The sequence below is a fragment of the Kosakonia radicincitans DSM 16656 genome (genome assembly GCF_000280495.2).
Classification (GTDB): Bacteria; Pseudomonadota; Gammaproteobacteria; order Enterobacterales; family Enterobacteriaceae; genus Kosakonia; species Kosakonia radicincitans.
The window spans coordinates 4,638,046-4,662,726 of record NZ_CP018016.1 but is presented as its reverse complement, the minus strand read 5'-3'; the positions used below and the strand labels follow the sequence as shown (position 1 = coordinate 4,662,726).

22 protein-coding genes are annotated in these 24,681 nt (G+C 54.0%); 14 read left to right on the top strand and 8 right to left on the bottom strand.

Annotated elements, in window-relative coordinates:
* Positions 1–24 precede the first annotated feature (24 nt).
* The 3 genes from fhuC to fhuB are packed head-to-tail and all read left to right on the top strand — an operon-like array spanning position 25 to position 3,691.
* Positions 25–822 carry a Fe3+-hydroxamate ABC transporter ATP-binding protein FhuC gene (fhuC, locus tag Y71_RS22415; protein WP_007373205.1) on the top strand — a complete coding sequence of 266 codons (798 nt, stop codon included), beginning with the start codon at positions 25–27 and terminating at the stop codon, positions 820–822.
* Positions 822–1,712, top strand: a complete 891-nt coding sequence (fhuD, locus tag Y71_RS22410; RefSeq protein WP_007373206.1) for a Fe(3+)-hydroxamate ABC transporter substrate-binding protein FhuD — start codon at positions 822–824, stop codon at positions 1,710–1,712. The genes fhuC and fhuD overlap by 1 nt, the downstream gene beginning before the upstream one ends.
* Positions 1,709–3,691, top strand: coding sequence for a Fe(3+)-hydroxamate ABC transporter permease FhuB (fhuB, locus tag Y71_RS22405; protein WP_007373207.1), 1,983 nt, complete (start codon positions 1,709–1,711; stop codon positions 3,689–3,691). Before fhuD ends, fhuB begins: the two co-directional genes overlap by 4 nt.
* A gap of 53 nt (positions 3,692–3,744) precedes the next feature.
* Here fhuB and hemL read toward each other — a convergent pair whose 3' ends face one another.
* Positions 3,745–5,025, bottom strand: coding sequence for a glutamate-1-semialdehyde 2,1-aminomutase (gene hemL / locus Y71_RS22400; RefSeq protein WP_007373208.1), 1,281 nt, complete (start codon positions 5,023–5,025; stop codon positions 3,745–3,747).
* Positions 5,026–5,195: 170 nt separating this feature from the next.
* On the opposite strand from hemL, the gene clcA reads away from it, so the two are divergent.
* The 3 genes from clcA (at position 5,196) to Y71_RS22385 (ending at position 7,998) form a co-directional block, all read left to right on the top strand.
* Positions 5,196–6,602 carry a H(+)/Cl(-) exchange transporter ClcA gene (gene clcA / locus Y71_RS22395; RefSeq protein WP_035886492.1) on the top strand — a complete coding sequence of 469 codons (1,407 nt, stop codon included), beginning with the start codon at positions 5,196–5,198 and terminating at the stop codon, positions 6,600–6,602.
* A gap of 82 nt (positions 6,603–6,684) precedes the next feature.
* A complete protein-coding gene (gene erpA, locus Y71_RS22390) occupies positions 6,685–7,029 on the top strand; it encodes an iron-sulfur cluster insertion protein ErpA (RefSeq protein ID WP_007373210.1) in 345 nt (114 codons plus the stop codon).
* A gap of 396 nt (positions 7,030–7,425) precedes the next feature.
* Positions 7,426–7,998, top strand: a complete 573-nt coding sequence (locus Y71_RS22385; RefSeq protein WP_161518614.1) for a helix-turn-helix transcriptional regulator — start codon at positions 7,426–7,428, stop codon at positions 7,996–7,998.
* A gap of 62 nt (positions 7,999–8,060) precedes the next feature.
* On the opposite strand, the gene Y71_RS22380 is transcribed toward Y71_RS22385, so the two are convergent.
* The 3 genes from Y71_RS22380 to mtnN are packed head-to-tail and all read right to left on the bottom strand — an operon-like array spanning position 8,061 to position 10,190.
* Complete coding sequence (locus Y71_RS22380; RefSeq protein ID WP_007373212.1) at positions 8,061–8,684, bottom strand: TRIC cation channel family protein; 624 nt, start codon at positions 8,682–8,684, stop codon at positions 8,061–8,063.
* Positions 8,685–8,698: 14 nt separating this feature from the next.
* Positions 8,699–9,454 (bottom strand): vitamin B12 ABC transporter substrate-binding protein BtuF, encoded by a 756-nt coding sequence (btuF, locus tag Y71_RS22375; protein ID WP_007373213.1) that lies wholly within the window; start codon positions 9,452–9,454, stop codon positions 8,699–8,701.
* 37 nt (positions 9,455–9,491) lie between these two features.
* The gene (gene mtnN, locus Y71_RS22370; protein WP_081120854.1) at positions 9,492–10,190 is read right to left on the bottom strand and encodes a 5'-methylthioadenosine/S-adenosylhomocysteine nucleosidase; all 699 of its coding nucleotides are present in this window, start codon (positions 10,188–10,190) and stop codon (positions 9,492–9,494) included.
* Between the two features lie 107 nt (positions 10,191–10,297).
* On the opposite strand from mtnN, the gene dgt reads away from it, so the two are divergent.
* The 3 genes from dgt to cdaR all read left to right on the top strand — a co-directional run bounded on the left by dgt (position 10,298) and on the right by cdaR (position 14,701).
* On the top strand, positions 10,298–11,812 hold the full coding sequence (gene dgt / locus Y71_RS22365) for a dGTPase (protein ID WP_007373216.1): 1,515 nt from the start codon (positions 10,298–10,300) through the stop codon (positions 11,810–11,812).
* A 135-nt stretch (positions 11,813–11,947) separates the two neighbouring features.
* The gene (gene degP / locus Y71_RS22355; protein WP_035886488.1) at positions 11,948–13,384 is read left to right on the top strand and encodes a serine endoprotease DegP; all 1,437 of its coding nucleotides are present in this window, start codon (positions 11,948–11,950) and stop codon (positions 13,382–13,384) included.
* A gap of 159 nt (positions 13,385–13,543) precedes the next feature.
* A complete protein-coding gene (gene cdaR / locus Y71_RS22350; RefSeq protein ID WP_007373218.1) occupies positions 13,544–14,701 on the top strand; it encodes a DNA-binding transcriptional regulator CdaR in 1,158 nt (385 codons plus the stop codon).
* A gap of 42 nt (positions 14,702–14,743) precedes the next feature.
* On the opposite strand, the gene Y71_RS22345 is transcribed toward cdaR, so the two are convergent.
* The 4 genes from Y71_RS22345 to map all read right to left on the bottom strand — a co-directional run bounded on the left by Y71_RS22345 (position 14,744) and on the right by map (position 19,732).
* Positions 14,744–15,133, bottom strand: a complete 390-nt coding sequence (locus Y71_RS22345) for a DUF3461 family protein (RefSeq protein WP_007373219.1) — start codon at positions 15,131–15,133, stop codon at positions 14,744–14,746.
* A gap of 121 nt (positions 15,134–15,254) precedes the next feature.
* Positions 15,255–16,079 carry a 2,3,4,5-tetrahydropyridine-2,6-dicarboxylate N-succinyltransferase gene (gene dapD, locus Y71_RS22340; protein WP_007373220.1) on the bottom strand — a complete coding sequence of 275 codons (825 nt, stop codon included), beginning with the start codon at positions 16,077–16,079 and terminating at the stop codon, positions 15,255–15,257.
* 32 nt (positions 16,080–16,111) lie between these two features.
* On the bottom strand, positions 16,112–18,787 hold the full coding sequence (gene glnD, locus Y71_RS22335) for a bifunctional uridylyltransferase/uridylyl-removing protein GlnD (RefSeq protein ID WP_007373221.1): 2,676 nt from the start codon (positions 18,785–18,787) through the stop codon (positions 16,112–16,114).
* 153 nt (positions 18,788–18,940) lie between these two features.
* Positions 18,941–19,732: a type I methionyl aminopeptidase gene (gene map, locus Y71_RS22330; protein WP_007373222.1), complete on the bottom strand. Its 792-nt coding sequence runs from the start codon at positions 19,730–19,732 to the stop codon at positions 18,941–18,943.
* A gap of 307 nt (positions 19,733–20,039) precedes the next feature.
* Here map and rpsB point away from each other — a divergent pair, with 307 nt between their 5' ends.
* The 5 genes from rpsB to ispC all read left to right on the top strand — a co-directional run bounded on the left by rpsB (position 20,040) and on the right by ispC (position 24,628).
* Positions 20,040–20,765 carry a 30S ribosomal protein S2 gene (gene rpsB / locus Y71_RS22325; RefSeq protein WP_007373223.1) on the top strand — a complete coding sequence of 242 codons (726 nt, stop codon included), beginning with the start codon at positions 20,040–20,042 and terminating at the stop codon, positions 20,763–20,765.
* Between the two features lie 140 nt (positions 20,766–20,905).
* Positions 20,906–21,757, top strand: a complete 852-nt coding sequence (tsf, locus tag Y71_RS22320; RefSeq protein WP_007373224.1) for a translation elongation factor Ts — start codon at positions 20,906–20,908, stop codon at positions 21,755–21,757.
* Positions 21,758–21,902: 145 nt separating this feature from the next.
* The gene (gene pyrH / locus Y71_RS22315; protein WP_007373225.1) at positions 21,903–22,628 is read left to right on the top strand and encodes a UMP kinase; all 726 of its coding nucleotides are present in this window, start codon (positions 21,903–21,905) and stop codon (positions 22,626–22,628) included.
* Between the two features lie 149 nt (positions 22,629–22,777).
* Complete coding sequence (gene frr, locus Y71_RS22310; protein WP_007373226.1) at positions 22,778–23,335, top strand: ribosome recycling factor; 558 nt, start codon at positions 22,778–22,780, stop codon at positions 23,333–23,335.
* 96 nt (positions 23,336–23,431) lie between these two features.
* Positions 23,432–24,628 carry a 1-deoxy-D-xylulose-5-phosphate reductoisomerase gene (gene ispC / locus Y71_RS22305; protein WP_007373227.1) on the top strand — a complete coding sequence of 399 codons (1,197 nt, stop codon included), beginning with the start codon at positions 23,432–23,434 and terminating at the stop codon, positions 24,626–24,628.
* Positions 24,629–24,681 lie beyond the last annotated feature (53 nt).

The following is a 24,681-nucleotide window of genomic DNA, read 5'->3' as shown; positions in this document are numbered from 1 at the left end:
GCGCCCTTTTATAAGATGGCAATCATGCAGGAAAACAGAGCGCTTCCCGATACAACCTTTCAACTGACCGATGTTACTTTTAGCGTGCCGGGACGTACGCTGCTGCAGCCTCTCTCCCTGACATTCCCGGTGGGGAAAGTCACTGGCCTGATTGGCCATAATGGCTCGGGCAAATCCACATTGCTGAAAATGCTCGGCCGTCATCAGCCGCCTTCTGCGGGCGATATTCTGCTCGACGGGCAGCCGCTGGAGAGCTGGAACAGCAAGGCGTTTGCCCGCAAAGTGGCTTATCTGCCGCAGCAGTTGCCGCAGGCGGAAGGGATGACGGTGCGTGAGCTGGTGGCGATTGGCCGCTACCCGTGGCACGGTGCGCTGGGGCGTTTTGGCGTGGCCGACAGAGAAAAAGTGGAAGAAGCGATAGCGCTGGTCGGGCTAAAGCCGCTGGCGCACCGGCTGGTGGATAGTCTCTCCGGCGGCGAGCGTCAGCGGGCGTGGATTGCGATGCTTGTGGCGCAGGACAGCCGCTGCCTGTTGCTGGATGAACCGACCTCGGCGCTGGATATCGCGCATCAGGTTGATGTGCTGGCGCTGGTGCATCGCTTAAGCCAGCAACGCGGGCTGACGGTGATTGCCGTGCTGCACGATATCAATATGGCGGCGCGTTATTGCGACTATCTGGTGGCGCTGCGCGGCGGTGAAATGATCGCCGAAGGCACACCGGACGCGCTGATGCGTGCTGATACGCTTGAACATATTTACGGTATCCCGATGGGGATCCTGCCGCATCCGGCGGGTGCGGCGCCGGTGAGTTTTGTCTACTGATGGCCGATCTACACTCGATTAGCCGTCGTCGCTTACTGACGGCGATGGCGCTTTCTCCGCTGCTGTGGCATCTACGCAGCGCTCGCGCGGCAACCGTTGATCCGTACCGTATTGTGGCGCTGGAATGGCTGCCTGTGGAACTGCTGTTGGCGCTGGGCATTACGCCGTATGGCGTTGCCGATGTACATAATTACAACATCTGGGTTAACGAACCGTCGCTGCCCGCTTCGGTAATTGACGTTGGTTTGCGTACCGAACCGAACCTCGAATTACTCACGCAGATGAAACCCTCGCTGCTGGTCTGGTCGGCGGGTTACGGCCCGGATGAGGCCAAACTGGCGAAGATCGCACCGGGGCGCGGTTTTACTTTCAGCGACGGTAAACAACCGCTGGCGCTGGCCCGACGTTCGCTGAACGAAATGGCGCAAATGCTGAATCGGGAAGCCGCAGCCAAAAAACATCTCGATCAGTTTGATGCGTTAATTGATGGGACAAAACCGCATTTCGCCCGGCGCGGCGATCGTCCGTTATTGATGATTACCCTGCTCGATCCGCGCCATGTGCTGGTGTTTGCCGAGAACTGCCTGTTCCAGGCGGTGCTCGATCAACTGGGTGTGCGCAATGCCTGGCAGGGGGAAACCACCTTCTGGGGCAGCGTGACGGTCGGTATCGACAGGCTGGCAGCGTACAAAGATGTGGATGTGCTCTGTTTCGATCACGGTAATGAGCAGGATATGCGCAAGCTGATGGCGACGCCGCTGTGGCAGGCGATGCCGTTTGTCCGGTCTGGCCGATTCCAGCGCGTTCCGGCAGTCTGGTTCTATGGCGCGACACTGTCGGCGATGCACTTCACCCGCGTGCTGGATAACGCGCTGGGAGGCCGGACATGAGTCAGAGTATTGCACGTTTCCCTGCCTTCTTGCTGGCGTTGCTGTTTGTCGCCGCCGCCTGGCTGACCTGGAGCAACTTAAACGTTGCACTGCCGTGCGTGCAGTGGGGGCAGGCGTTTCGTGCGCCGGATATGAATCTGATCGATCAGATGCTGTTCCATTACAGCCTGTTGCCGCGTCTGGCCGTCTCGCTGCTGGTAGGCGCGGGGCTTGGGCTGGTTGGCGTGTTGTTCCAGCAGGTATTGCGTAACCCGCTGGCCGAACCGACCACGCTGGGCGTGGCGACCGGCGCGCAGTTGGGCATCACGATTACCACGCTGTGGACAATTCCAGGCGTGCTGGCCTCGCAGTTTGCGGCGTTGATCGGCGCAGGCGCCGTTGGCGCGCTGGTATTTGGTGTGGCGTGGGGAAAACGGTTGTCGCCGGTGACGCTGATCCTCGCCGGTCTGGTGGTCAGCCTCTATTGCGGCGCGATCAACCAGTTGCTGGTGCTGTTTCACCACGATCAATTGCAAAGCATGTTTTTGTGGAGCACCGGAACGCTGACGCAAACCGACTGGAGCGTGGTGCAACGTTTGTGGCCGCAGCTAGCTGGCTGCGCCGTGCTGACGTTGCTGTTGCTGCGCCCGCTCACGCTGATGGGGCTGGATGATGGCGTTGCGCGCAATCTGGGGCTTGCACTGTCGATGGCGCGCCTGGCCGCGCTGACGCTGGCGGTTGTCCTGAGTGCGTTGCTGGTGAATGCGGTGGGGATCATCGGATTTATCGGCCTGTTCGCGCCGCTACTGGCAAAAATGCTTGGCGCACGTCGTCTGCTGGCGCGTCTGCTGTTAGCGCCGCTGATTGGCGCGCTGATCCTCTGGCTCTCCGACCAGATCATCTGGTGGTTGACGCGGGTGTGGATGGAAGTCTCCACCGGTTCGATCACCGCGCTGATTGGCGCTCCGTTGCTGCTGTGGCTGTTGCCGCGTCTGCGGAGTATGAATACCCCCGCCATGGATGCCGGGGACAATGTCGCGGCTGAACGTCAGCAGGTGCCGTGGTTTGTGCTGGGCGGGCTGGTAGTGCTGTTGCTGGCGATGTGGGCCGCGCTGGCTTTTGGCCGCGATGCGCAGGGCTGGCACTGGGCCAGCGGCACGCTGTTGCAGGAGTTGCTGCCGTGGCGCTGGCCGCGCATTGTTGCCGCGCTGACCGCCGGGGTGATGCTGGCTGTCGCGGGTTGCATCATTCAACGTCTGACCGGTAACCCGATGGCCAGCCCGGAAGTGCTGGGGATCAGCTCTGGCGCCGCCTTTGGCGTGGTACTGATGTTGTTCTTCGTGCCCGGCAACGCGTTTGGCTGGCTGATGCCCGCCGGGAGCCTTGGCGCGGCGCTGACGCTGCTGATCATTATGATCGCTGCCGGGCGCGGCGGATTCTCGCCGCACCGCATGCTGCTGGCGGGGATGGCGCTCAGTACCGCCTTCACTATGTTGCTGATGATGCTGCAGGCCAGCGGGGATCCGCGTATGGCGGCGATCCTGACGTGGATTTCCGGCAGTACGTATAACGCCTCGGGCGAGCTGGTGCTGCGTAGTGGCGTGATGATGGTGATCCTGCTGGCATTGACACCGTTTTGCCGTCGCTGGCTGATGATTTTACCGCTCGGCGGCGATACGGCGCGTGCGGTTGGCCTGGCGCTGACATCTTCACGCATCGCGCTGTTGTTGCTGGCTGCGGCATTGACAGCTACCGCGACCATGACCATCGGTCCGTTGAGCTTTGTGGGGCTGATGGCGCCGCATATTGCGCGGATGATGGGGTTCCGTCGTACGATGCCGCATATTGTTATTTCGGCGCTGGTCGGGGGAATATTGCTGGTGTTTGCTGACTGGTGCGGGCGGATGCTGATGTTTCCGTTCCAGATCCCGGCGGGATTGCTGTCGACGTTTATCGGCGCGCCGTACTTTATCTATTTGCTGAGAAAGCAGAGCCGCTAATTTTTTCCCTCTCCCCACCGGGGAGAGGGCTGTGCCTTATCCGGCAAAAAACATTACAGCTTCGCGAAAACGCGACGTGCGGCATCGATAGTGTTATCGATATCCTCTTCACTATGTGCCACGGACATAAAGCCCGCCTCAAACGCTGACGGCGCAAGATAAACGCCTTCTTCCAGCATCAGATGGAAGAAACGCTTAAAGCGTTCAACGTCGCACTTCACCACATCCTGATAGCAGGTCACGGCTGGCGCATCGGTAAAGAACAGGCCGAACATACCACCTACGTGGTTGACGACCAGCGGAATGCCTGCCTGCTGCGCTGCTTCCAGCAGACCGTCGGCCAGCTGCGTGGTCAGCTCGGTTAGCGTGGAGTGAACGCCCGGCTGCGCCACTTCAGTCAGGCAGGCATAGCCCGCAGCCATCGCAATCGGGTTGCCAGAGAGTGTGCCAGCCTGATAGACCGGGCCGGTCGGCGCCAGTACGTCCATCACCTCACGGCGCCCGCCAAACGCGCCTACCGGCATGCCGCCGCCGATAATTTTGCCCAGACAGGTCAGATCCGGCTCGACGCCGTAATAAGCCTGCGCGCCTGCCAGCGCAACGCGGAAGCCGGTCATCACTTCGTCAATGATCAACAGCGCGCCGAATTCGTCACACAGCGCGCGCAGGCCCGGCAGGAATTCCGGCTGCGGCGGTACGCAGTTCATGTTGCCGGCAACCGGTTCAACGATGATACAGGCGATATCCTGCGGATACTGTTCGAAGGCCGCGCGAACGGAATCGAGATCGTTATAGGTGCAGGTCAGCGTGTGTTTGGCGAAATCAGCCGGAACGCCCGGTGAGTTCGGTTGGCCTAAGGTCAACGCGCCGGAACCAGCTTTCACCAGCAGGCAGTCGGCGTGGCCGTGGTAGCAACCTTCGAATTTGATGATTTTGTCGCGGCCGGTAAAGCCGCGCGCCAGGCGGATGGCGCTCATGGTGGCTTCCGTACCGGAGTTCACCATGCGTACCATATCCATGGTGGGTACCAGTTCGGTCACCAGCGCGGCCATTTTGACTTCCATCTCCGTTGGTGCACCAAAGCTCAGCCCGCGGCTGGCCGCCTCAATAACGGCGTTGCGAATGGCCGGGTGGTTGTGCCCCAGCACCATAGGCCCCCAGGAACCGACGTAATCGATATAGGCTTTACCATCGGCGTCATACAAATAAGCACCGTCAGCACGCTCGATAAACAGCGGCGTACCACCGACGCCGGTAAAGGCGCGTACCGGTGAATTGACACCGCCGGGGATCAGTTCGCGCGCTGCGTTATAGAGTTCTTCAGACTTACTCATCTTTCATTACCTGGTTCGTGGAAAATTCAATGCCGGTCATTCTATGTGATTACACGAATGTTATGAAAGTTTTGCCCTGGTGAAACGACATATTTTGCAGGACATTCCCCCGCGACGCGGCGGCAGTCGCTGGTTACAATACCTCTTTTGTATGACCTATAGAAAATCAGATGCAAGCAGAGACTCCCTCATTCGAACAACAACAGGTTGAGCAACGCCGCCGACGGAATATCGTGCGTCAGATGCTGCAACGCGATAAAACGCCGCTGGCAATTTTAGTGGTGGCTGCAATAGCCGGTGCGCTGACGGGTTTGGTTGGCGTGGCGTTTGAGAAAGCGGTCAACGCGGTGTTGAACGCGCGTATCGGCGCACTGGGACAGGTGGCGAACAGCGCGCTGGTCTGGCCGCTGGCGTTTATCGGTTCGGCGTGTCTGGCGATGATTGGCTACTGGCTGGTGCGGCGCTTTGCGCCAGAGGCGGGCGGTTCCGGTATCCCTGAAATTGAAGGCGCACTGGAAGAACTCCGCCCGGTGCGCTGGTGGCGCGTACTGCCGGTGAAATTCATCGGCGGCATGGGAACGCTGGGGGCGGGTATGGTGCTGGGGCGTGAAGGGCCGACGGTGCAGATCGGCGGCAATATCGGGCGAATGGTGGGCGATCTGTTTCGCCTGCGCAGCAGTGAAGCCCGCCATACGCTGCTGGCGACCGGTGCAGCGGCCGGGCTTTCAGCGGCATTTAACGCGCCGCTGGCGGGGATCCTGTTCATCATTGAAGAGATGCGCTCACAGTTTCACTACAACCTGATCTCAATTAAAGCGGTGTTTACCGGCGTGATTATGTCGAGCATTGTGTTCCGGTTGTTTAACGGCGAGGCGGCGGTGATCGATGTCGGCAAACTCAGCAATGCGCCAGTGAACACGCTGTGGCTCTATCTGCTGCTGGGAATGGTGTTTGGTTGTGTCGGCCCACTGTTTAATGCGTTAGTGCTGCGTACCCAGGATCTGTTTCAGCGACTTCACGGCGGGCACACCGGGAAGTGGGTGCTGATTGGCGGCATCGTTGGCGGCGCATGCGGCGTTTTAGGACTGGTTGCGCCAGCGCTCTCCGGCGGCGGTTTTGCTCTCATCCCGATAGCGACGGCGGGCAATTATACCGTGGGCATGCTGTTGTTCATTTTCCTTGCCCGCGTTGTTACCACCTTGCTCTGTTTTAGTTCCGGTGCGCCGGGCGGAATTTTTGCGCCGATGCTGGCGCTGGGTACAGTCCTGGGGATGGCGTTCGGCAGTGCGAGCGCTATTCTCTTCCCGCATTATCAGTTAGATGCCGGGACGTTTGCCATTGCCGGAATGGGGGCGTTGCTGGCGGCGTCGTTACGCGCGCCGCTGACCGGGATCGTGCTGGTTCTGGAAATGACAGACAATTATCAGCTTATATTGCCAATGATCATTACCTGCCTTGGTGCGACACTGTTAGCGCAGTTTCTTGGAGGTAAACCGCTCTATTCCGCTATTCTGGCACGTACGCTTGCCAGGCAATCTGCCAGCGAGGATCGTCATATGGAGCGGGAGAATACTTGAACGATTTAGTTGCATACTGGATAATAGCCGAAAAGATCGGGTTAATATTTGCCCAGATCGCAGTATCAATTGGGAGCAAGACATGAGTGATGACGTAGCGCTGCCGCTGGAGTTTACCGACGCAGCAGCCAACAAAGTAAAGAACCTGATTGCGGACGAAGATAACCCGAATCTGAAGCTGCGTGTCTACATCACCGGTGGTGGTTGCAGCGGCTTCCAGTACGGTTTTACCTTTGACGATCAAATCAACGATGGTGATATGACCATTGAGAAACAGGGCGTTGGCCTGGTGGTTGATCCGATGAGCCTGCAATATCTGGTAGGCGGCTCGGTAGATTATACCGAAGGCCTGGAAGGTTCCCGCTTCGTGGTAACTAACCCGAATGCGACCAGCACCTGCGGTTGTGGTTCCTCTTTCAGCATCTGAGAACCGTTTGCTGCCTGTAAAAAAGCCGCGTTTATCGACGCGGCTTTTTTGTTTTCACCGATTCTGATGTGCTTATCGTTGGCTATGAGCATTAGTATAATGTCGCATCATGCTAATTAATGTCATGGATATAAACTGTTTTTATTTTTGCTATAGAAATATAAAAATTAATTTTAACGATATAATTTTCTTAATTTCAAAGTGGCAGTGATTATTTCAGCGACAACTTTTTGGGAAGTGTTAGTATCTGCTTTTGTTATCCGCAGGCAAATCCGCGATAGTAACATTTAACCAGGAAGGAACTTTAGTGAGGCATGGATGCATAATTGTCTTCAAAATATTAATATAGCGCTGCTAAATAAATTCAACATACTAAACAAACTGCTGATAGAATGCGTGCCTGACAATAAGAATATTGACATTACGTTTAGCGTATTTAAGCATTACGATGCGCTTTTGCAAATCACCAGCGCGCAGCCTGTTGATCTCATTATTCTCGACCTCAGTACATGGTTTACAATCATCAGCAATACAAGTCAGAGTTTACGGCAAACAACAGACGATGCGCTTGCCTCTGGCTGCAAGGTCCTGTTGATTCTGCTGGAAGCCGATGCGCATATCATTGACCAACTGGTAAAGATGAATGTTGATGCAATTATTAGCATGAGCGATAGTTCGGCTGAACTAAAACGGGTAATTGAGCACGTATTAAATCCGGAAATACAGCAGAAATATATTTCAGCGTATATTACGCAGCAATTGTATAGCGGTAAATATGAGAGGTTGTCAAAGAAAGAGTGGGAAGTGATAAAAATGTTCTCTGAGGGATACAGCCTACTTGAGATTGCCGAAAAGCGTTGTCGGGCGATAAGTACCGTAGCTACCCAAAAAATGAATGCAATGAAAAAACTGAATTTGCGTAATAATGGCGAACTAATTAAATATTTTTATATTCACAGCCTGCTTTGAAATACAGGCCGATCATCAACAGCAGAACAATCTGCACCTGAGGCGCTAATCCGGGTTGCCGATTAGCGCCCGGAATCATCCAGTGCAAAGGTCGGTAACTTCAGATGCCAGCGAATTGCGGCCAGGCGAATAACCAGCGTCACCACCATGCCCAGCATACTGGCGGTTTCCAGCGGCACAGCAAAGAAGTAAAACGCCGTGGCGTGAACAATCCCCCCGGCGATACAGGCCGTCGCGTAAATTTCGGTGCGCAGGATCATCGGCACTTCGCGCGCCAGTACATCGCGAATGATCCCGCCGCCGACGCCGGTCAATACGCCCATACAGATAGCGATAAGCGGCCCGGTTTCGGCGATAAACGCTTTGTTGACGCCGATACCGACAAAAACTGCTAATCCCACCGCATCCAGTACCGGCAGGATCCATTTGGGCAAACGCCGGGGCTGACGAACCAGCACAATCGTCAGCATGCAGGTCACCATGGCGACGACGAGATCGGTTGGATCTTTCACCCAGAATACTGGCCCGTGCGCCAATGCCATATCACGGATGGTCCCGCCGCCAACGGCTGTCACGACGCCAAGTACCAGCACGCCGAAGGGGTCCATACGTAATTTCCCGGCCAGCAAAACGCCCGAGATCGCAAATACGGCGGTGCCAATAATATCCAGCCAGTAAACCAGCATGGTTGATTCCCCAGTTATTTCACCTGCGCAAGGGCAGTACAGAGTTGTTGAGCGGCGAGGATAATACGCGGGCTTGCCCGTTCAAACCAGTCACCGTGCAGAGAAATAATCGGTACATTCAGCTGTTTTTGCCAGAACTGTTCAATTTTGGGGATTTCGTCCGCTTCTCCTGCCACAACAATCGCCTGCGGCTGCCGCGCAAGCACCTGTTCACGGCTTACCTGCGGCCACGGCACGCGGCTGGCGGCGAAAATATTTTCCCCGCCGCAAAGCTCCAGAACCTCGTTCTGAATTGACCCTTTTCCACTGGTAAACAGCGGTTGCGCGCCAAATTGCAGAAAGACCCGTTTTTTGGGCTGGCTGGCATAGCGGGATTTTAGCGTCTGGTATTCGGCAAGCAGATGTTGAGCCGCTTGTTCTGCCTGTTGCGGTCTTGGGCTGTAGGGAGCCAGTTTAAACAGCGTATCCGCCACCTGCTCAATGGTAATGCTATCCACCCACATTACGGTGATACCGAACTGTTTTAGCTGGTTGACCTGACGCTCCGTATTGCCGCCGCGCCATGCCAGTACCAAATCGGGCTTTAGTGCGACAATGCGTTCGAGGTTGATGCCTTGCCAACTGGCAACCTGCTCAATTTTTGCCGCTGCGGGCGGGTAATCAGAATAGCTGCTGACGGCAACGGGAGTGATGCCTGCGGCAAATGCCAGTTCTGTATTGGCCGGGGAGAGGGAGATGACGCGCGGCGCGGCGAACAACCACGCCGGCATCAGAACAAGCAGGGTGGCAAGCACCCTGAAAAAATGATTAACCACGAGCCAGTTTCTGCACCAGAGTTTCAACCATCAGGCTGGACTGCTTCGCCGCCACGGCCAGGAACTCATCAAAGCTGAGGTGGGACTGCTGATCGGCAACGTCTGAGATGGCGCGAACAACAACAAACGGAATGCCATAGTTGTGGCAAACGTGAGCAATGGCGGTGGCTTCCATTTCTACGGCAATCGCCTGCGGGAAGTTGTGACGGATTTTCGCCAGGCCAACAGAGCCATTAATAAAGGCATCGCCGCTGACAATCAGCCCGCGCACAGCATGCAGATCCAGTTCATTAATGCAGACTTCTGCCGCCGCAATCAGTTTGCCATCGGCTTTAAACCCGGCCGGGCAGCCAGGAAGCTGGCCATACTCATAACCGAATGCGGTGACATCGGCATCGTGATAACGCGCTTCGTCAGACACCACGATATCGCCCACTTTCAGCGTCGGTGCAAGGCCACCAGCGGAACCGGTATTGATAATCACGTCCGGCTGGCAACGCTCCAGCAGCAGGGTCGCGCCCATCGCCGCGGCAACTTTACCAATGCCTGATTTCAGCAGCGCGACGTCTGTACCATTCAGCGTACCGGTGTAGATTTCGCTGCCGCCAACGTTGAGCGTTTGACGGTTTTCGATTTTGTCACGCAGCAGCGTAACTTCTTCTTCCATTGCACCAATAATGCCAATTTTCATGGAGATACTCGCTAATGTGATAGGACAGAATTACGTTTCCAGGGCATAGTCTATCATGGCATACAGGATTGTAATGATATCCCGTGACGCTTCGCACAGGAGAGGAAATGGCAGAGATCGATTTTCGCAACAAGATAAACTGGCGCCGCCGCTATCGTTCGCCGCAGGGCGTGAAAACCGAACGTGAAATTCTGCGTATTTTTGAAAGCGATCGCGGGCGGATCATCAACTCTCCCGCTATCCGGCGTTTGCAGCAAAAAACTCAGGTTTTCCCGCTGGAGCGAAATGCGGCGGTTCGTACGCGGTTGACGCACTCGCTGGAAGTACAGCAAGTGGGGCGCTATATCGCCAAAGAGATCCTCAGCCGTTTGAAAGAGCAGCGCCTGCTGGAAACTTATGGCCTGGATGAACTGACCGGGCCCTTCGAGAGCATCGTCGAAATGGCCTGTCTGATGCACGATATCGGCAACCCGCCATTCGGTCATTTTGGCGAAGCGGCCATTAATGACTGGTTCCGCCAGCGTTTATCACCGGATGACGCTGTCGGACAGCCATCATCTGACGATCGCTGCGAAGTGGTGGTATTGCGTCTGCGCGAAGGGGAGGATGAACTTAACGCGCTGCGCTGCAAGGTTCGTCACGATTTAAGCCATTTTGAAGGTAATGCGCAGGGTATTCGTCTGGTGCATACATTAATGCGCATGAATCTGACCTGGGCACAGGTTGGCTGTATTTTAAAATATACCCGTCCGGCGTGGTGGGTTGGAGAACCGCCAGCTTCGCACAGCTATTTAATGAAAAAACCGGGTTATTATTTTTCCGAGGAAGCGTATGTTGCGCGCTTACGTAAAGAATTAGATCTCGATATTTACAGCCGCTTCCCTTTGACGTGGATAATGGAGGCTGCCGACGATATCTCTTATTGTGTCGCCGATCTGGAAGATGCCGTTGAGAAACGTATTTTCACTGCCGAGCAACTTTATCAGCATCTTTATGATGCCTGGGGCGAGCATGAAAAAGGATCGCTGTTTGCTCAGGTTGTCGAAAATGCGTGGGACAAATCCCGTGTTAATTCTATGAGCCGCAGCGCAGAAGATCAGTTCTTCATGTATTTGCGTGTGAACACGCTGAATAAACTGGTGCCCTACGCCGCACAACGATTTATTGATAATCTGCCGCAGATTTTCAGCGGAGAATTCAACCATGCTTTGCTGGAAGATGATAGCGACTTCAGCCAGCTACTTGAATTATATAAAAATGTCGCCATTAAACAGGTGTTCAGCCACCCGGACGTCGAGCAACTGGAATTACAGGGTTATCGCGTGATTAGCGGGCTGCTGGAAATTTACCGCCCGTTGTTGCAATTATCACTGGCGGATTTTACCGAGCTGGTGGAAAAAGAACGTTTGCGTCGTTTCCCGATTGAATCGCGCCTGTTTCATAAACTTTCGACGCGCCACCGGCTCGCGTATGTCGAGGCGGTCAGCAAATTATCGCCCGATGCTTTGGCGTATCCGGTGCTGGAGTATTATCACCGTTGTCGATTAATCCAGGACTATATTAGCGGTATGACAGATCTATATTCATGGGATGAATATAGACGGATGATGGCCGTGGAATAACGTGTTTGAATTGTAAAGACAGCCAATAAATTTTTACTTTTTCCAGACACTTGATTCCTGAACTTCAGGCTATAAATCGACTCTGAGTGACACATACACAGCAGTTTGCGTTAATCGGTAATGAGATTGAGAGACATGAAAAAAACCACGTTAGCAATGAGTGCATTGGCTCTGAGTTTAAGTTTAGCGCTGTCCCCTCTGTCGGCTATGGCAGCGGAAACAGCATCTTCAGCGACCACATCGCAGCAAATGCCAAGCCTCGCGCCGATGCTGGAAAAAGTTATGCCATCGGTCGTGAGTATCAATGTTGAAGGCAGCACCACGGTAAACACACCGCGTATGCCGCGCAACTTCCAGCAGTTCTTCGGTGATAATTCACCGTTCTGCCAGGATGGATCACCGTTCCAGGGCTCGCCGTTCTGCCAGGGCGGCGGCCAGGATGGTCAGGGCGGCGCCGACAGCCAGCAGCAGAAATTTATGGCGTTGGGTTCCGGAGTGATTATTGACGCAGCGAAAGGCTATGTCGTTACTAACAACCACGTCGTGGATAACGCGAATACTATCAAGGTACAACTGAGCGATGGGCGCAAATTTGACGCCAAAGTCGTGGGTAAAGATCCGCGTTCTGATATCGCGCTGATTCAAATCCAGGATCCGAAAAACCTGACGGCGATTAAGATTGCCGACTCTGATGCGTTGCGCGTGGGCGATTACACCGTGGCGATTGGTAACCCGTTCGGTCTGGGCGAAACCGTGACCTCCGGGATTGTTTCCGCGCTGGGCCGTAGCGGTCTGAATGCGGAGAACTATGAAAACTTTATCCAGACCGATGCGGCGATCAACCGCGGGAACTCCGGCGGCGCGCTGGTGAACCTGAACGGTGAGCTGATTGGTATCAACACCGCGATCCTTGCGCCGGACGGCGGCAACATCGGTATCGGCTTCGCCATCCCAAGTAATATGGTGAAAAACCTTACCGGGCAGATGGTTCAGTACGGTCAGGTTCGCCGTGGAGAACTGGGTATTATGGGCACCGAGCTGAACTCTGAGCTGGCAAAAGCGATGAAAGTCGATGCGCAGCGCGGGGCGTTTGTTAGCCAGGTGATGCCGAATTCTGCCGCCGCGAAAGCGGGTGTGAAAGCGGGCGACGTGATTACTTCGCTTAATGGCAAGCCTATCAGCAGCTTTGCCGCACTGCGTGCTGAAGTGGGTTCAATGCCGATTGGCAGCAAAGTTGAACTGGGCATGTTGCGTGACGGCAAACCGGTGAACATTACGCTGGAACTGCAGCAGAGCAGCCAGAACCAGGTTGATTCCAGCACTATTTTCAGCGGAATTGATGGCGCGGAAATGAGCAATAAAGGCAAAGATGGCGGCGTGGTGGTGAATTCGGTGAAAGCCAACTCCCAGGCGGCGCAGATTGGCCTGAAAAAAGGTGATGTCATTGTTGGCGCGAACCAACAGCCGGTGAAAAATATCGCCGAGTTGCGCAAAATTCTCGACAGCAAACCTTCCGTACTGGCGTTGAACATTCAGCGTGGTGATACTTCCATCTACCTGTTGATGCAGTAATCTGCCAGACCCTCTTCCTCCATGTCGGGGAAGAGGGCTCTCCTCCCGTTTTGTGAAGCCTTCCACAACTCCATACTTCCGAATGTTGCTTTGTGCATTTGCACAGTGATTGCCAGGACTTTCTCCCATATGCTTGGGCTCTGCACAGGGGAGGGTTACATGGCTGGCTGGCATCTTGATACTAAAATGGCACAGGATATCGTGGCGCGGACGATGCGCATCATCGATACGAACATTAACGTCATGGATGCACGCGGTCGCATCATCGGTAGTGGCGATCGTGAACGAATTGGTGAATTGCACGAAGGCGCGCTATTGGTTCTCTCCCAGGGGCGTGTTGTCGATATTGATGACGCGGTTGCCCGCCATCTGCATGGCGTACGCCAGGGCATCAACTTGCCGCTGCGCCTTGAAGGGGAAATTGTTGGCGTTATCGGTCTGACCGGCGAACCGGAAACGTTACGTAAATATGGCGAACTGGTCTGTATGACTGCCGAAATGATGCTGGAACAGTCTCGTCTGATGCATCTGCTGGCGCAGGATAGCCGCCTGCGTGAAGAATTGGTGATGAATCTGATCCAGGCTGAAGAGCACACTCCGGCGTTAACTGAGTGGGCGCAGCGCCTCGGCATAGATTTAAATCAGCCGCGTGTCGTTGCGGTGGTGGAAGTGGACAGCGGCCAGTTGGGTGTGGATAGCGCAATGGCTGAGCTACAACAGCTACAAAATGCGCTGACGACACCGGAACGCAACAACCTGATTGCGATTGTCTCACTGACTGAAATGGTGGTGCTGAAACCGGCGCTCAATCAGTTTGGTCGCTGGGATGCGGAAGATCACCGCAAACGTGTAGAACAATTGATTACCCGTATGAAAGAGAATGGCCAGCTGCGCTTTCGTGTCGCGCTGGGCAACTATTTTACCGGGCCGGGCAGCATTGCCCGATCGTATCGTACGGCGCGTACCACCATGATGGTGGGTAAACAGCGTATGCCGGAAAACCGCAGTTACTTTTACCAGGATTTAATGCTGCCGGTGCTGCTCGACAGTTTGCGTGGCGGCTGGCAGGCCAATGAACTGGCGCGTCCATTGTCTCGTTTAAAAGCGATGGACAACAATGGGCTACTGCGCCGTACGCTGGCGGCCTGGTTTCGTCATAACGTGCAACCGCTGGCAACATCGAAGGCGCTTTTTATTCACCGAAACACGCTGGAATATCGTCTGAATCGTATCTCTGAACTGACGGGGCTGGATTTAGGCAATTTCGATGACAGGTTGCTGCTGTACGTGGCGCTGCAACTGGATGAACAACACTGATATTTTGCCGGGAGAGGGAAGACCCCACCCGGCAAAATGGACTTATTTGTTGCGGGTCAGCTTCTCAAGATCGGATTCGATTTCATTAATCTTATTGGTCACTACGCTTTCAAGATGGCGTAGATCGTCAAGGATCTTACGTTTCAGATCGACTTCAGTGCGATCGCGCTGGCAGATTTGATCCAGCTCATCAATCACATAGCGCAGGTTAGGACTGATCTCCTGCACCTCTTTATAGCCTTGCCCTACACCGTCGGCGACGACTGTTTTACGCTGGCGGGGGTATTTGAATTTAACGCTCTTGGCAAAAAACTCGCCTTTGTCCTTATGAAAATAGATTTTCAGAATATCGTTGTTCGCTTCCTGGCGGAGGCTATAGCGATCGATTTCATCAGGATTGGTGATGCCTAAACTTTTCAGATTATCGTACATAGCGGTACCCTTAAGCTCAACATAACCTATGAATAATTAACGAAAAAATCTATTTTTGCCACATGAAAATGCAAAAAAGGCGGGATATATCACCCTCTCCCAAACAGGGAGAGGGAAAGACTTAGTCGATGGTGCGCAGCAGTTCGTTAATACCTACTTTGCCACGGGTTTTGGCATCAACTTTCTTCACGATTACAGCGCAGTACAGGCTGTATTTGCCATCTTTAGATGGCAGGTTGCCGGAAACAACCACGGAGCCAGCCGGCACACGGCCGTAGTGCACTTCGCCAGTTTCACGATCGTAAATTCGCGTGCTCTGGCCGATATAAACGCCCATCGAGATAACCGAACCTTCTTCAACAATAACGCCTTCCACTACTTCTGAACGCGCACCGATAAAGCAGTTATCTTCAATGATAGTCGGGTTTGCCTGTAATGGCTCCAGAACACCGCCAATACCGACGCCGCCGGAGAGGTGAACATTCTTACCAATCTGCGCGCAGGAACCTACGGTCGCCCAGGTATCCACCATCGTACCTTCATCAACATATGCGCCAATGTTCACATAAGACGGCATCAGCACAGTATTGCGGGCAATAAATGCGCCCTGACGAACCGCTGCTGGCGGAACCACGCGGAAACCTTCTTTCTGAAAGCGCGCCTGGTCATAGTCGGCAAATTTCATCGGTACTTTATCGAAGTAGCGGCTTTCCGCACCGTCGATAACCTGGTTATCGTTAATGCGGAAAGAAAGCAGAACGGCCTTTTTCAGCCATTGATGAGTGACCCACTGGCCTTCGATTTTTTCTGCGACACGCAGTGCGCCGGAATCGAGCAGGGCAATAACCTGATTTACCGCTTCGCGAGTTACGGTATCCACATTTGCCGGGGTGATCTCTGCGCGACGCTCGAAAGCCGCTTCAATAACGTTCTGTAACTGCTGCATTGTTTACTCTTTCCATCAGTGTAAAAAATCAATCACCCTTTATCGTTTGGATTGAGGGCCTCTGTCAACCGTTGTTGTACCTCCTTTTGCAGCGCATTATTAAGGCCACGCCGGTCGGCAGTTGCGATTATGAATAAATCTTCTACTCGCTCACCAATGGTTGTAATTCGGGCGCCATGCAGCGAAATTCCCAGATCCGCGAACACCTGACCGACCCGCGCCAGCAGGCCTGGCTGATCAAGAGCAATCAATTCCAGGAATGATTTTCTGTCGGTGTGTGTCGGCAGGAAATTCACCTCAGTATCCACCGTAAAGTGGCGTAATTTAGCCGGCTGGCGACGCGGTTGCGGCGGCTGCCAGCTGTGCTGGGTAATCGCCTGTTCCAGCCCAAAGCAGATAGCATCGTGACGATCGGCGGAGAGCGGGCTGCCGTCCGGTTCCAGCACGATGAAGGTATCCATCGCCATGCCGTCGCGCGTGGTAAAGATTTGCGCGTCATGGACGCTGAGGTTGCGTCTGTCGAGTTCGGCGCAGACGGCGGCAAACAGGTACGGTCGATCCGGGCTCCAGATAAAGATCTCGGTACCGCCGCGCGTTGCCTGCGGGCTCAGTAGGATCATCGGTTTGCTCAGATCGTGCTGCAATAAGTGTCGCGCATGCCAGGCAAGCTGATTTGGGCTGTGGCGAACAAAATAGTTGGCGCGGCAGCGCGCCCAGATCTGATGCAGTTGCTCTTCATCAATATTGTCCATCCGCAGTAGCGCCAGCGCTTGCAACTGATGGTGGCGCACACGTTCGCGCATATCTGGTGTGTTTTGCATGCCGCGGCGCAGCTGTTTTTCGGTGGCGAAATAGAGTTCGCGCAACAGGCTCTGTTTCCAGCTATTCCACAGGGTTTCATTGGTGGCGCAAATGTCCGCGACGGTCAGGCAGACGAGGAAGCGCAGACGGTTCTCCGTTTGTACCTCTTCGGCGAACTGTTTGATCACTTCCGGATCCTGAATATCGCGGCGCTGGGCGGTGACCGACATCAGCAAGTGATGACGTACCAGCCAGGCAACGAGCTGGGTTTCCCGCGAGTTCAGCCCATGTAATTCCGCAAATTTCAATACATCCTGCGCGCCGAGCACCGAGTGATCGCCGCCGCGACCTTTGGCGATATCATGGAACAATGCTGCAATCAGTATCAACTCCGGGTGCGTCAGGCGCGGCCACAGCTCCACGCACAATGGGTGCTTATTGCGCGTCTCTTCTTTGCCGAAGCTCTCCAGCTTCAGCAGCACGCGGATGGTGTGTTCGTCCACGGTATAGGCGTGGAACAGGTCAAACTGCATCTGACCAACAATGTGCGACCACTGCGGCATATAAGCCCACAGTACGCTGTGGCGATGCATCGGCAGTAGCCCGCGGCTGACCGCGCCGGGGTGGCGAAGCATGCTGAGGAAAATTGAGCGCGCTTCCGGGATATAGCACAGCGGCTGCGTCAGATGGCGACGCGCGTGACGCAGATGGCGCAGGGTGGTGGAGTAAATCCCGGTGATCGTGCTGTTACGCACCATGATATAAAACATGCGCAAAATCGCCTGCGGCTCGCGAATGAAGAGCGTCTCATCGCGCAGGTCGATCAGCGTACCGCGTAACTGGAACTCATCATCAATCGCGCGCGGCCTTTCATCGTCAGTCAGCGCCAGAATAGCTTCGTCAAAGAGTTGCAGCAGCATCTGATTCAGTTCGCTGACGCGCCGCGTGACGCGGAAGAAATCTTTCATCATATGTTCAACCGGCTGATTGCCTTCGCCTACATAATTCAGACGTTGGGCAACGCTGAGCTGCCGATCAAAAAGCAGGCGGTTGTCGTAGCGATTTAGCTCCAGATGCAGCGCAAAGCGGATCCGCCACAGCAGGTGCAAACACTCATTCAGCTCATTGCGTTCGGCTTCGGTCAAAAAGCCGAAACCGACCATTTCGTCCAGCGATGTTGCGCCAAAATGACGGCGAGCGACCCACTGCAATGTATGGATGTCGCGCAGCCCTCCGGGGCTACTTTTTATATCCGGTTCAAGATTATAGCTGGTGCCATGATAGCGCTGGTGGCGTTCATTTTGCTCCACCACTTTGGCCGGGAAGAAGGTTTCGGAAGGCCAGAAGTCATCGCTAAAGATGTGTTTTTGCAATTCCAGAAACAGCGCGACATCGCCAATCAATAGCCGCGATTCAATCAGGTTCGTGGCGACCGTGAGATCCGATAGCCCCTCCTGCAAACACTCATTCAGAGTGCGTACGCTGTGGCCGACTTCCAGTTTCACATCCCACAGCAGCGTCAGTAGCTCGCCGATTTTCTGGGCCTGCTCATCGGGAAGTTTGTTACGGCTGAGAATCAACAGATCGATATCCGATAAGGGGTGCAGTTCACCCCGACCGTAACCGCCTACCGCAACCAGCGCGATATCGCCGACTTCACCGAAACCGTACCCCAGCCATAAGCGCTGCAAAAGCTGATCGATAAATTCGGTGCGGGCTTCAATCAGTTGTTCCGCGGAAATGCCTGCGTCGAAAACGTGCCCCAACCACTGATGAAAGGCGTCAATGTGCGCTTTAATGTTGGCGCACTGCAATTCGTCCTGAGACCAGGCACCAGGATACGCCGGCTGGCCGGGAAGGGTGGGTTGTACTGTACTGACAAACTGTTCGGAAGAGAGATTACTCATTATCGCCACCCATTCGGCATGCGGGGTTATGTAGAGACAAATTAAAAGAGATGGTAAGAAATGAAAAGTCGTTTATATCTATGACGCTGGCGCAAAAAGGGCAAAAAAAACGGCCCGCAGAGCGGACCGTTGAGGTAGCTGAAGCGCACCGACTCAGGCGGCGGTCAGCACCGCGTCGATGGTGTCATCTTTACGCAGTGTCAGGATCTCGCAGCCGGTTTCGGTCACCACAATGGTATGTTCATATTGCGCCGACAGGCTGCGGTCTTTGGTTTTTACCGTCCAGCCATCTTTCATGGTGCGAATACGATAATCACCAGCGTTGACCATCGGTTCGATCGTGAAAGTCATACCGGCCTGCAACACAACGCCGCCGTCGTCTGCATCATAGTGCAGAACCTGCGGCTCTTCGTGGAAGCCACGGCCAATACCGTGACCACAATATTCACGCACCACGGAAAAGCCCTGCGCTTCAACGTATTTTTGGATCGCAGCGCCCAGCGTGCGCAGGCGGATACCCGGTTTCACCATGCGCAGCGCCAGGTAAAGGCTCTCTTGAGTGACGTGGCACAGGCGCTCGCCCAGGATGGTCGGTTTGCCGACAATAAACATTTTGGACGTATCGCCGTGGTATTCGTCTTTGATGACGGTCACGTCGATATTGACGATATCGCCATCTTTCAGGTGTTTTTCGTCATCCGGAATGCCGTGGCAAACCACTTCATTAATAGAAATGCACACGGATTTCGGGAAGCCGTGATAACCGAGGCAGGCAGAGATTGCATGCTGCTCGTTAACGATGTAGTCGTTGCAGATGCGATCCAGTTCGCCGGTGGTGACGCCCGGTTTGATGTGCGGTGCGATCATTTCGAGCACTTCGGCGGCGAGACGGCCGGCGACGCGCATTTTTTCGATTTCTTCAGGAGTTTTAATAGAGATAGCCATGGAATGGGTCCGTCAGCGTCGAATTTTTCGACTATACCAGGTTAGTGCTGTCAATGGTAACAGTCAGGCGAGGCTTGTGCCAAATTGAGAATCAGTAACCGCACTCTGCGTCAACAACTATTGGTTTCCTGCGGCATTTTGTGGTATAAAGCGCGCCGGACTCCGTTCCTGTTTTGGGACGTGAGCCACAAATCTCACTTTGTGTAATAACACACACGTATCGGCACATATTCCGGGGTGCCCTTCGGGGTCGGTAATATGGGATACGTGGAGGCATAACCCCAACTTTTATATAGAGGTTTTAATCATGGCAACTGTTTCCATGCGCGACATGCTCAAGGCTGGTGTTCACTTTGGTCACCAGACCCGTTACTGGAACCCGAAAATGAAGCCGTTCATCTTCGGTGCTCGTAACAAAGTTCACATCATCAACCTTGAGAAAACTGTACCGATGTTCAACGAAGCTCTGGATGAGCTGAAAAAAATTGCTGCCCGTAAAGGCAAAATTTTGTTCGTTGGTACTAAACGCGCTGCAAGCGAAGCGGTGAAAGAATCTGCTCTGAACTGCGACCAGTTCTTCGTGAACCATCGCTGGCTGGGCGGTATGCTGACTAACTGGAAAACCGTTCGTCAGTCCATCAAACGTCTGAAAGACCTGGAAACTCAGTCTCAGGACGGTACCTTCGACAAGCTGACCAAGAAAGAAGCGCTGATGCGCACTCGTGAGCTGGACAAGCTGGAAAACAGCCTGGGCGGTATCAAAGACATGGGCGGTCTGCCGGACGCTCTGTTCGTTATCGACGCCGACCACGAGCACATCGCAATCAAAGAAGCAAACAACCTGGGTATTCCGGTATTTGCTATCGTTGATACCAACTCCGATCCGGACGGCGTTGACTTCGTTATCCCGGGTAACGACGACGCAATCCGTGCTGTTAGCCTGTACCTGAATGCCGTTGCTGCTACCGTTCGTGAAGGCCGTTCTTCGGATCTGGCTACTCAGGCGGAAGAAAGCTTCGTAGAAGCTGAATAATAAGGCACGCTCTCTGAGCCCCTTATTGAGCAGGTAGTACCGAGTTTGGTTAGGGGGCCTGTTTATGGCCCCCTTTTTCACTTTTAAGCCTGTTTGGTTCCTGTAACCGTGCAGGTCATATCTCTCCCGAGGATTAAAGAATGGCTGAAATTACCGCATCCCTGGTAAAAGAGCTGCGTGAACGTACTGGCGCAGGCATGATGGATTGCAAAAAAGCGCTGACTGAAGCGAACGGCGACATCGAGCTGGCGATCGAGAACATGCGTAAATCTGGTGCGATCAAAGCTGCCAAAAAAGCAGGCAACGTTGCTGCTGACGGCGTGATCATCACTAAAATCGATGGCACCTACGGCATCATTCTGGAAGTTAACTGCCAGACTGACTTCGTTGCTAAAGATGGCGGTTTCCAGGCATTTGCGAACAAAGTTCTGGACGCAGCTGTTGCTGGCAAAATCACTGACGTTGAAGTTCTGAAAGCACAGTTCGAAGAAGAGCGTGTAGCGCTGGTTGCTAAAATCGGTGAGAACATCAACATCCGTCGCGTATCTTCTCTGGAAGGTGATGTTCTGGGCTCTTACCAGCACGGCGCACGTATCGGTGTTCTGGTTGCGGCTAAAAATGCTGACGAAGAGCTGGTTAAACAGCTGGCTATGCACATCGCTGCAAGCAAGCCGGAATTCGTTAAGCCGGAAGACGTGTCCGCTGAAGTGGTAGAAAAAGAGTACCAGGTTCAGCTGGATATCGCCATGCAGTCTGGCAAGCCGAAAGAAATCGCAGAGAAAATGGTTGAAGGCCGCATGAAGAAATTCACCGGCGAAGTTTCTCTGACCGGCCAGCCTTTCGTTATGGAACCGAGCAAAACCGTTGGTCAGCTGCTGAAAGAGCACAACGCTGACGTGACTGGCTTCATTCGCTTCGAAGTGGGTGAAGGCATCGAGAAAGTTGAGACTGACTTCGCAGCAGAAGTTGCTGCCATGTCCAAGCAGTCTTAATCATTAAAAGGAGCCGCCTGAGGGCGGCTTCTTTTTATGCCCTTCATCTGAAAATCAGCCAGCACACTAGTGTTTGCGCTGGCAGGCGACGTATCATACGCCAGTATTAAACCCGTCCAATTGTTGACAGTCTCAGGAAAGAAACATGGCTACCAATGCAAAACCCGTCTACAAACGCATTCTGCTTAAGCTTAGCGGCGAAGCGCTCCAGGGATCAGAAGGCTTCGGTATCGACGCAAGTATTCTCGACCGTATGGCGCAGGAAATTAAAGAGCTGGTTGAACTGGGTGTTCAGGTTGGCGTAGTGATTGGCGGTGGTAACCTGTTCCGTGGGGCAGGTCTGGCGAAAGCGGGGATGAACCGTGTTGTGGGCGACCACATGGGTATGCTGGCGACGGTTATGAACGGCCTGGCAATGCGTGATGCGTTGCATCGTGCCTATGTGAACGCGCGTTTGATGTCTGCTTTTCCGCTGAATGGCGTCTGTGATAATTACAGTTGGGCAGAAGCGATCAGCCTGCTGCGTAATAATCGCGTTGTGATTTTTAGTGCAGGTACGGGTAACCCGTTCTTTACCACCGATTCTGCTGCGTGCCTGCGCGGCATCGAAATCGAAGCTGATGTGGTATTGAAAGCGACGAAAGTTGACGGTGTATTCACTGCCGATCCGGTACAGGATCCGACCGCCACCCTGTGTGAGCAACTGACCTATACCGAAGTGCTGGACAAAGAACTGAAAGTGATGGATCTGGCAGCCTTTACGCTGGCTCGCGACCACAAATTGCCGATTCGCGTATTTAACATGAACAAACCTGGCGCGCTGCGTCGCGTTGTCATGGGCGAAAAAGAAGGCACATTGATTACGGAATAATTCCCGTAAGCAATAAATAAAGGTAAGATTCCGCTTTAATTTATTAAGCAGTCCTTTCTGGCATCTTCGCGGTGCCATTAATTGAACAGGCTATACTTAGCACACCCGCCGTATGGCCTGTCTGCGACAAGATTTCAAGGATCCGTAACGTGATTAGTGATATCAGAAAAGATGCTGAAGTACGCATGGAAAAATGCGTTGAAGCGTTCAAAACCCAAATCAGCAAAGTGCGTACTGGCCGCGCTTCCCCGAGCCTGCTGGATGGCATCGTTGTGGAATATTACGGTACGCCGACTCCGCTGCGTCAGCTGGCCAGCGTGACGGTAGAAGACTCCCGTACTCTGAAAATCAACGTGTTCGATCGTTCTATGAGCCCTGCTGTTGAGAAAGCGATTCTGACCTCTGACCTGGGCCTGAATCCAAGCTCTGCGGGTAGCGATATCCGCGTTCCGCTGCCGGCGCTGACGGAAGAACGTCGTAAAGATCTGATTAAAGTCGTGCGCGGCGAAGCTGAACAGGCGCGTGTTGCGGTACGTAACGTCCGCCGTGACGCGAACGATAAAGTAAAAGCGCTGCTGAAAGATAAAGAAATCAGTGAAGATGACGATCGTCGTTCACAAGAAGACGTGCAGAAGCTGACCGACGCCGCGATTAAAAAAGTGGAAGCGGCGCTGGCGGACAAAGAAGCAGAACTGATGCAGTTCTGATTCGAAAAAACCGACTAAAACGCCGTACAGAGAGCCATTCCGGTGGCTTTGCTGGCGGCGTTTTGCTTTTTATCCTCGCAACATTGTGAGCGTTTAATGAAGCATTTAACCCTTCTGGGCTCAACGGGTTCTATTGGTTGCAGCACGCTTGATGTGGTTCGCCATAACCCTGAACGCTTTTCCGTTACTGCGCTTGTCGCGGGTAAGAACGTTGCCCGTATGATTGAGCAGTGTCTCGAATTCTCTCCTCGTTTCGCCGTAATGGATGACGCGCACAGCGCACAGCAAGTGAAACTGGCGCTGCGTGAGCATGGCTGCCGTACGGAAGTCCTCAGTGGCCAACAAGCCGCTTGCGAAATGGCCGCGCTAAATGGCGTCGATCAGGTGATGGCAGCGATTGTCGGTGCCGCCGGACTGGTGCCTACACTGGCTGCCATTCGCGCCGGTAAAACCGTTTTGCTTGCTAATAAAGAGGCGCTGGTAACCTGCGGGCGTCTGTTTATGGAGGCGGTGAAAGAGAGCGGCGCGCGGCTTTTGCCGGTTGATAGCGAGCATAACGCGATTTTTCAGAGTTTACCGGAAACAATTCAGCAGAACCTGGGGTACGCTGATCTTGAGCTGAATGGGGTTTCCTCTATTCTGCTTACCGGGTCTGGTGGCCCGTTCCGGGAGACGCCGCTGTCTGATTTGGCAGCAATGACGCCGGATCAGGCATGTCGTCATCCGAACTGGTCAATGGGACGTAAAATCTCCGTTGATTCCGCCACCATGATGAATAAAGGTCTGGAATACATTGAAGCACGCTGGTTGTTTAATGCCTCTGCCCGCCAGATGGAAGTGCTGATTCACCCGCAATCGGTGATCCACTCTATGGTTCGCTATCAGGATGGCAGTGTTTTGGCGCAGTTGGGTGAGCCGGATATGCGTACACCCATTGCACATACGATGGCGTGGCCTGAGCGTGTGCCGTCTGGCGTCAATGCCCTCGATTTTTGCAAACTGAGTTCATTAAGTTTCGCAGAGCCTGATTTCGCTCGCTATCCTTGTCTGAAGCTGGCTATTGATGCCTCCGATGAAGGGCAGGCGGCGACAACGGCGCTGAACGCAGCAAACGAGGTGACTGTCTCGGCATTCCTGGCATCTGCAATCCGTTTCACAGATATCGCAGCCCTTAATCTGTCTGTGCTTGAGCAGATGGATTTGCGAGAGCCGCAGAGTATTGATGATGTACTTGCTGTCGATGCGCAAGCTCGTGAGGCTGCGCAAAAACAAGTGATGCGTCTCGCAAGCTAGTGATATTACAGTCATGAGCAACGGTGCTATTTGTTAGCGTTAGGCTTCGGTGA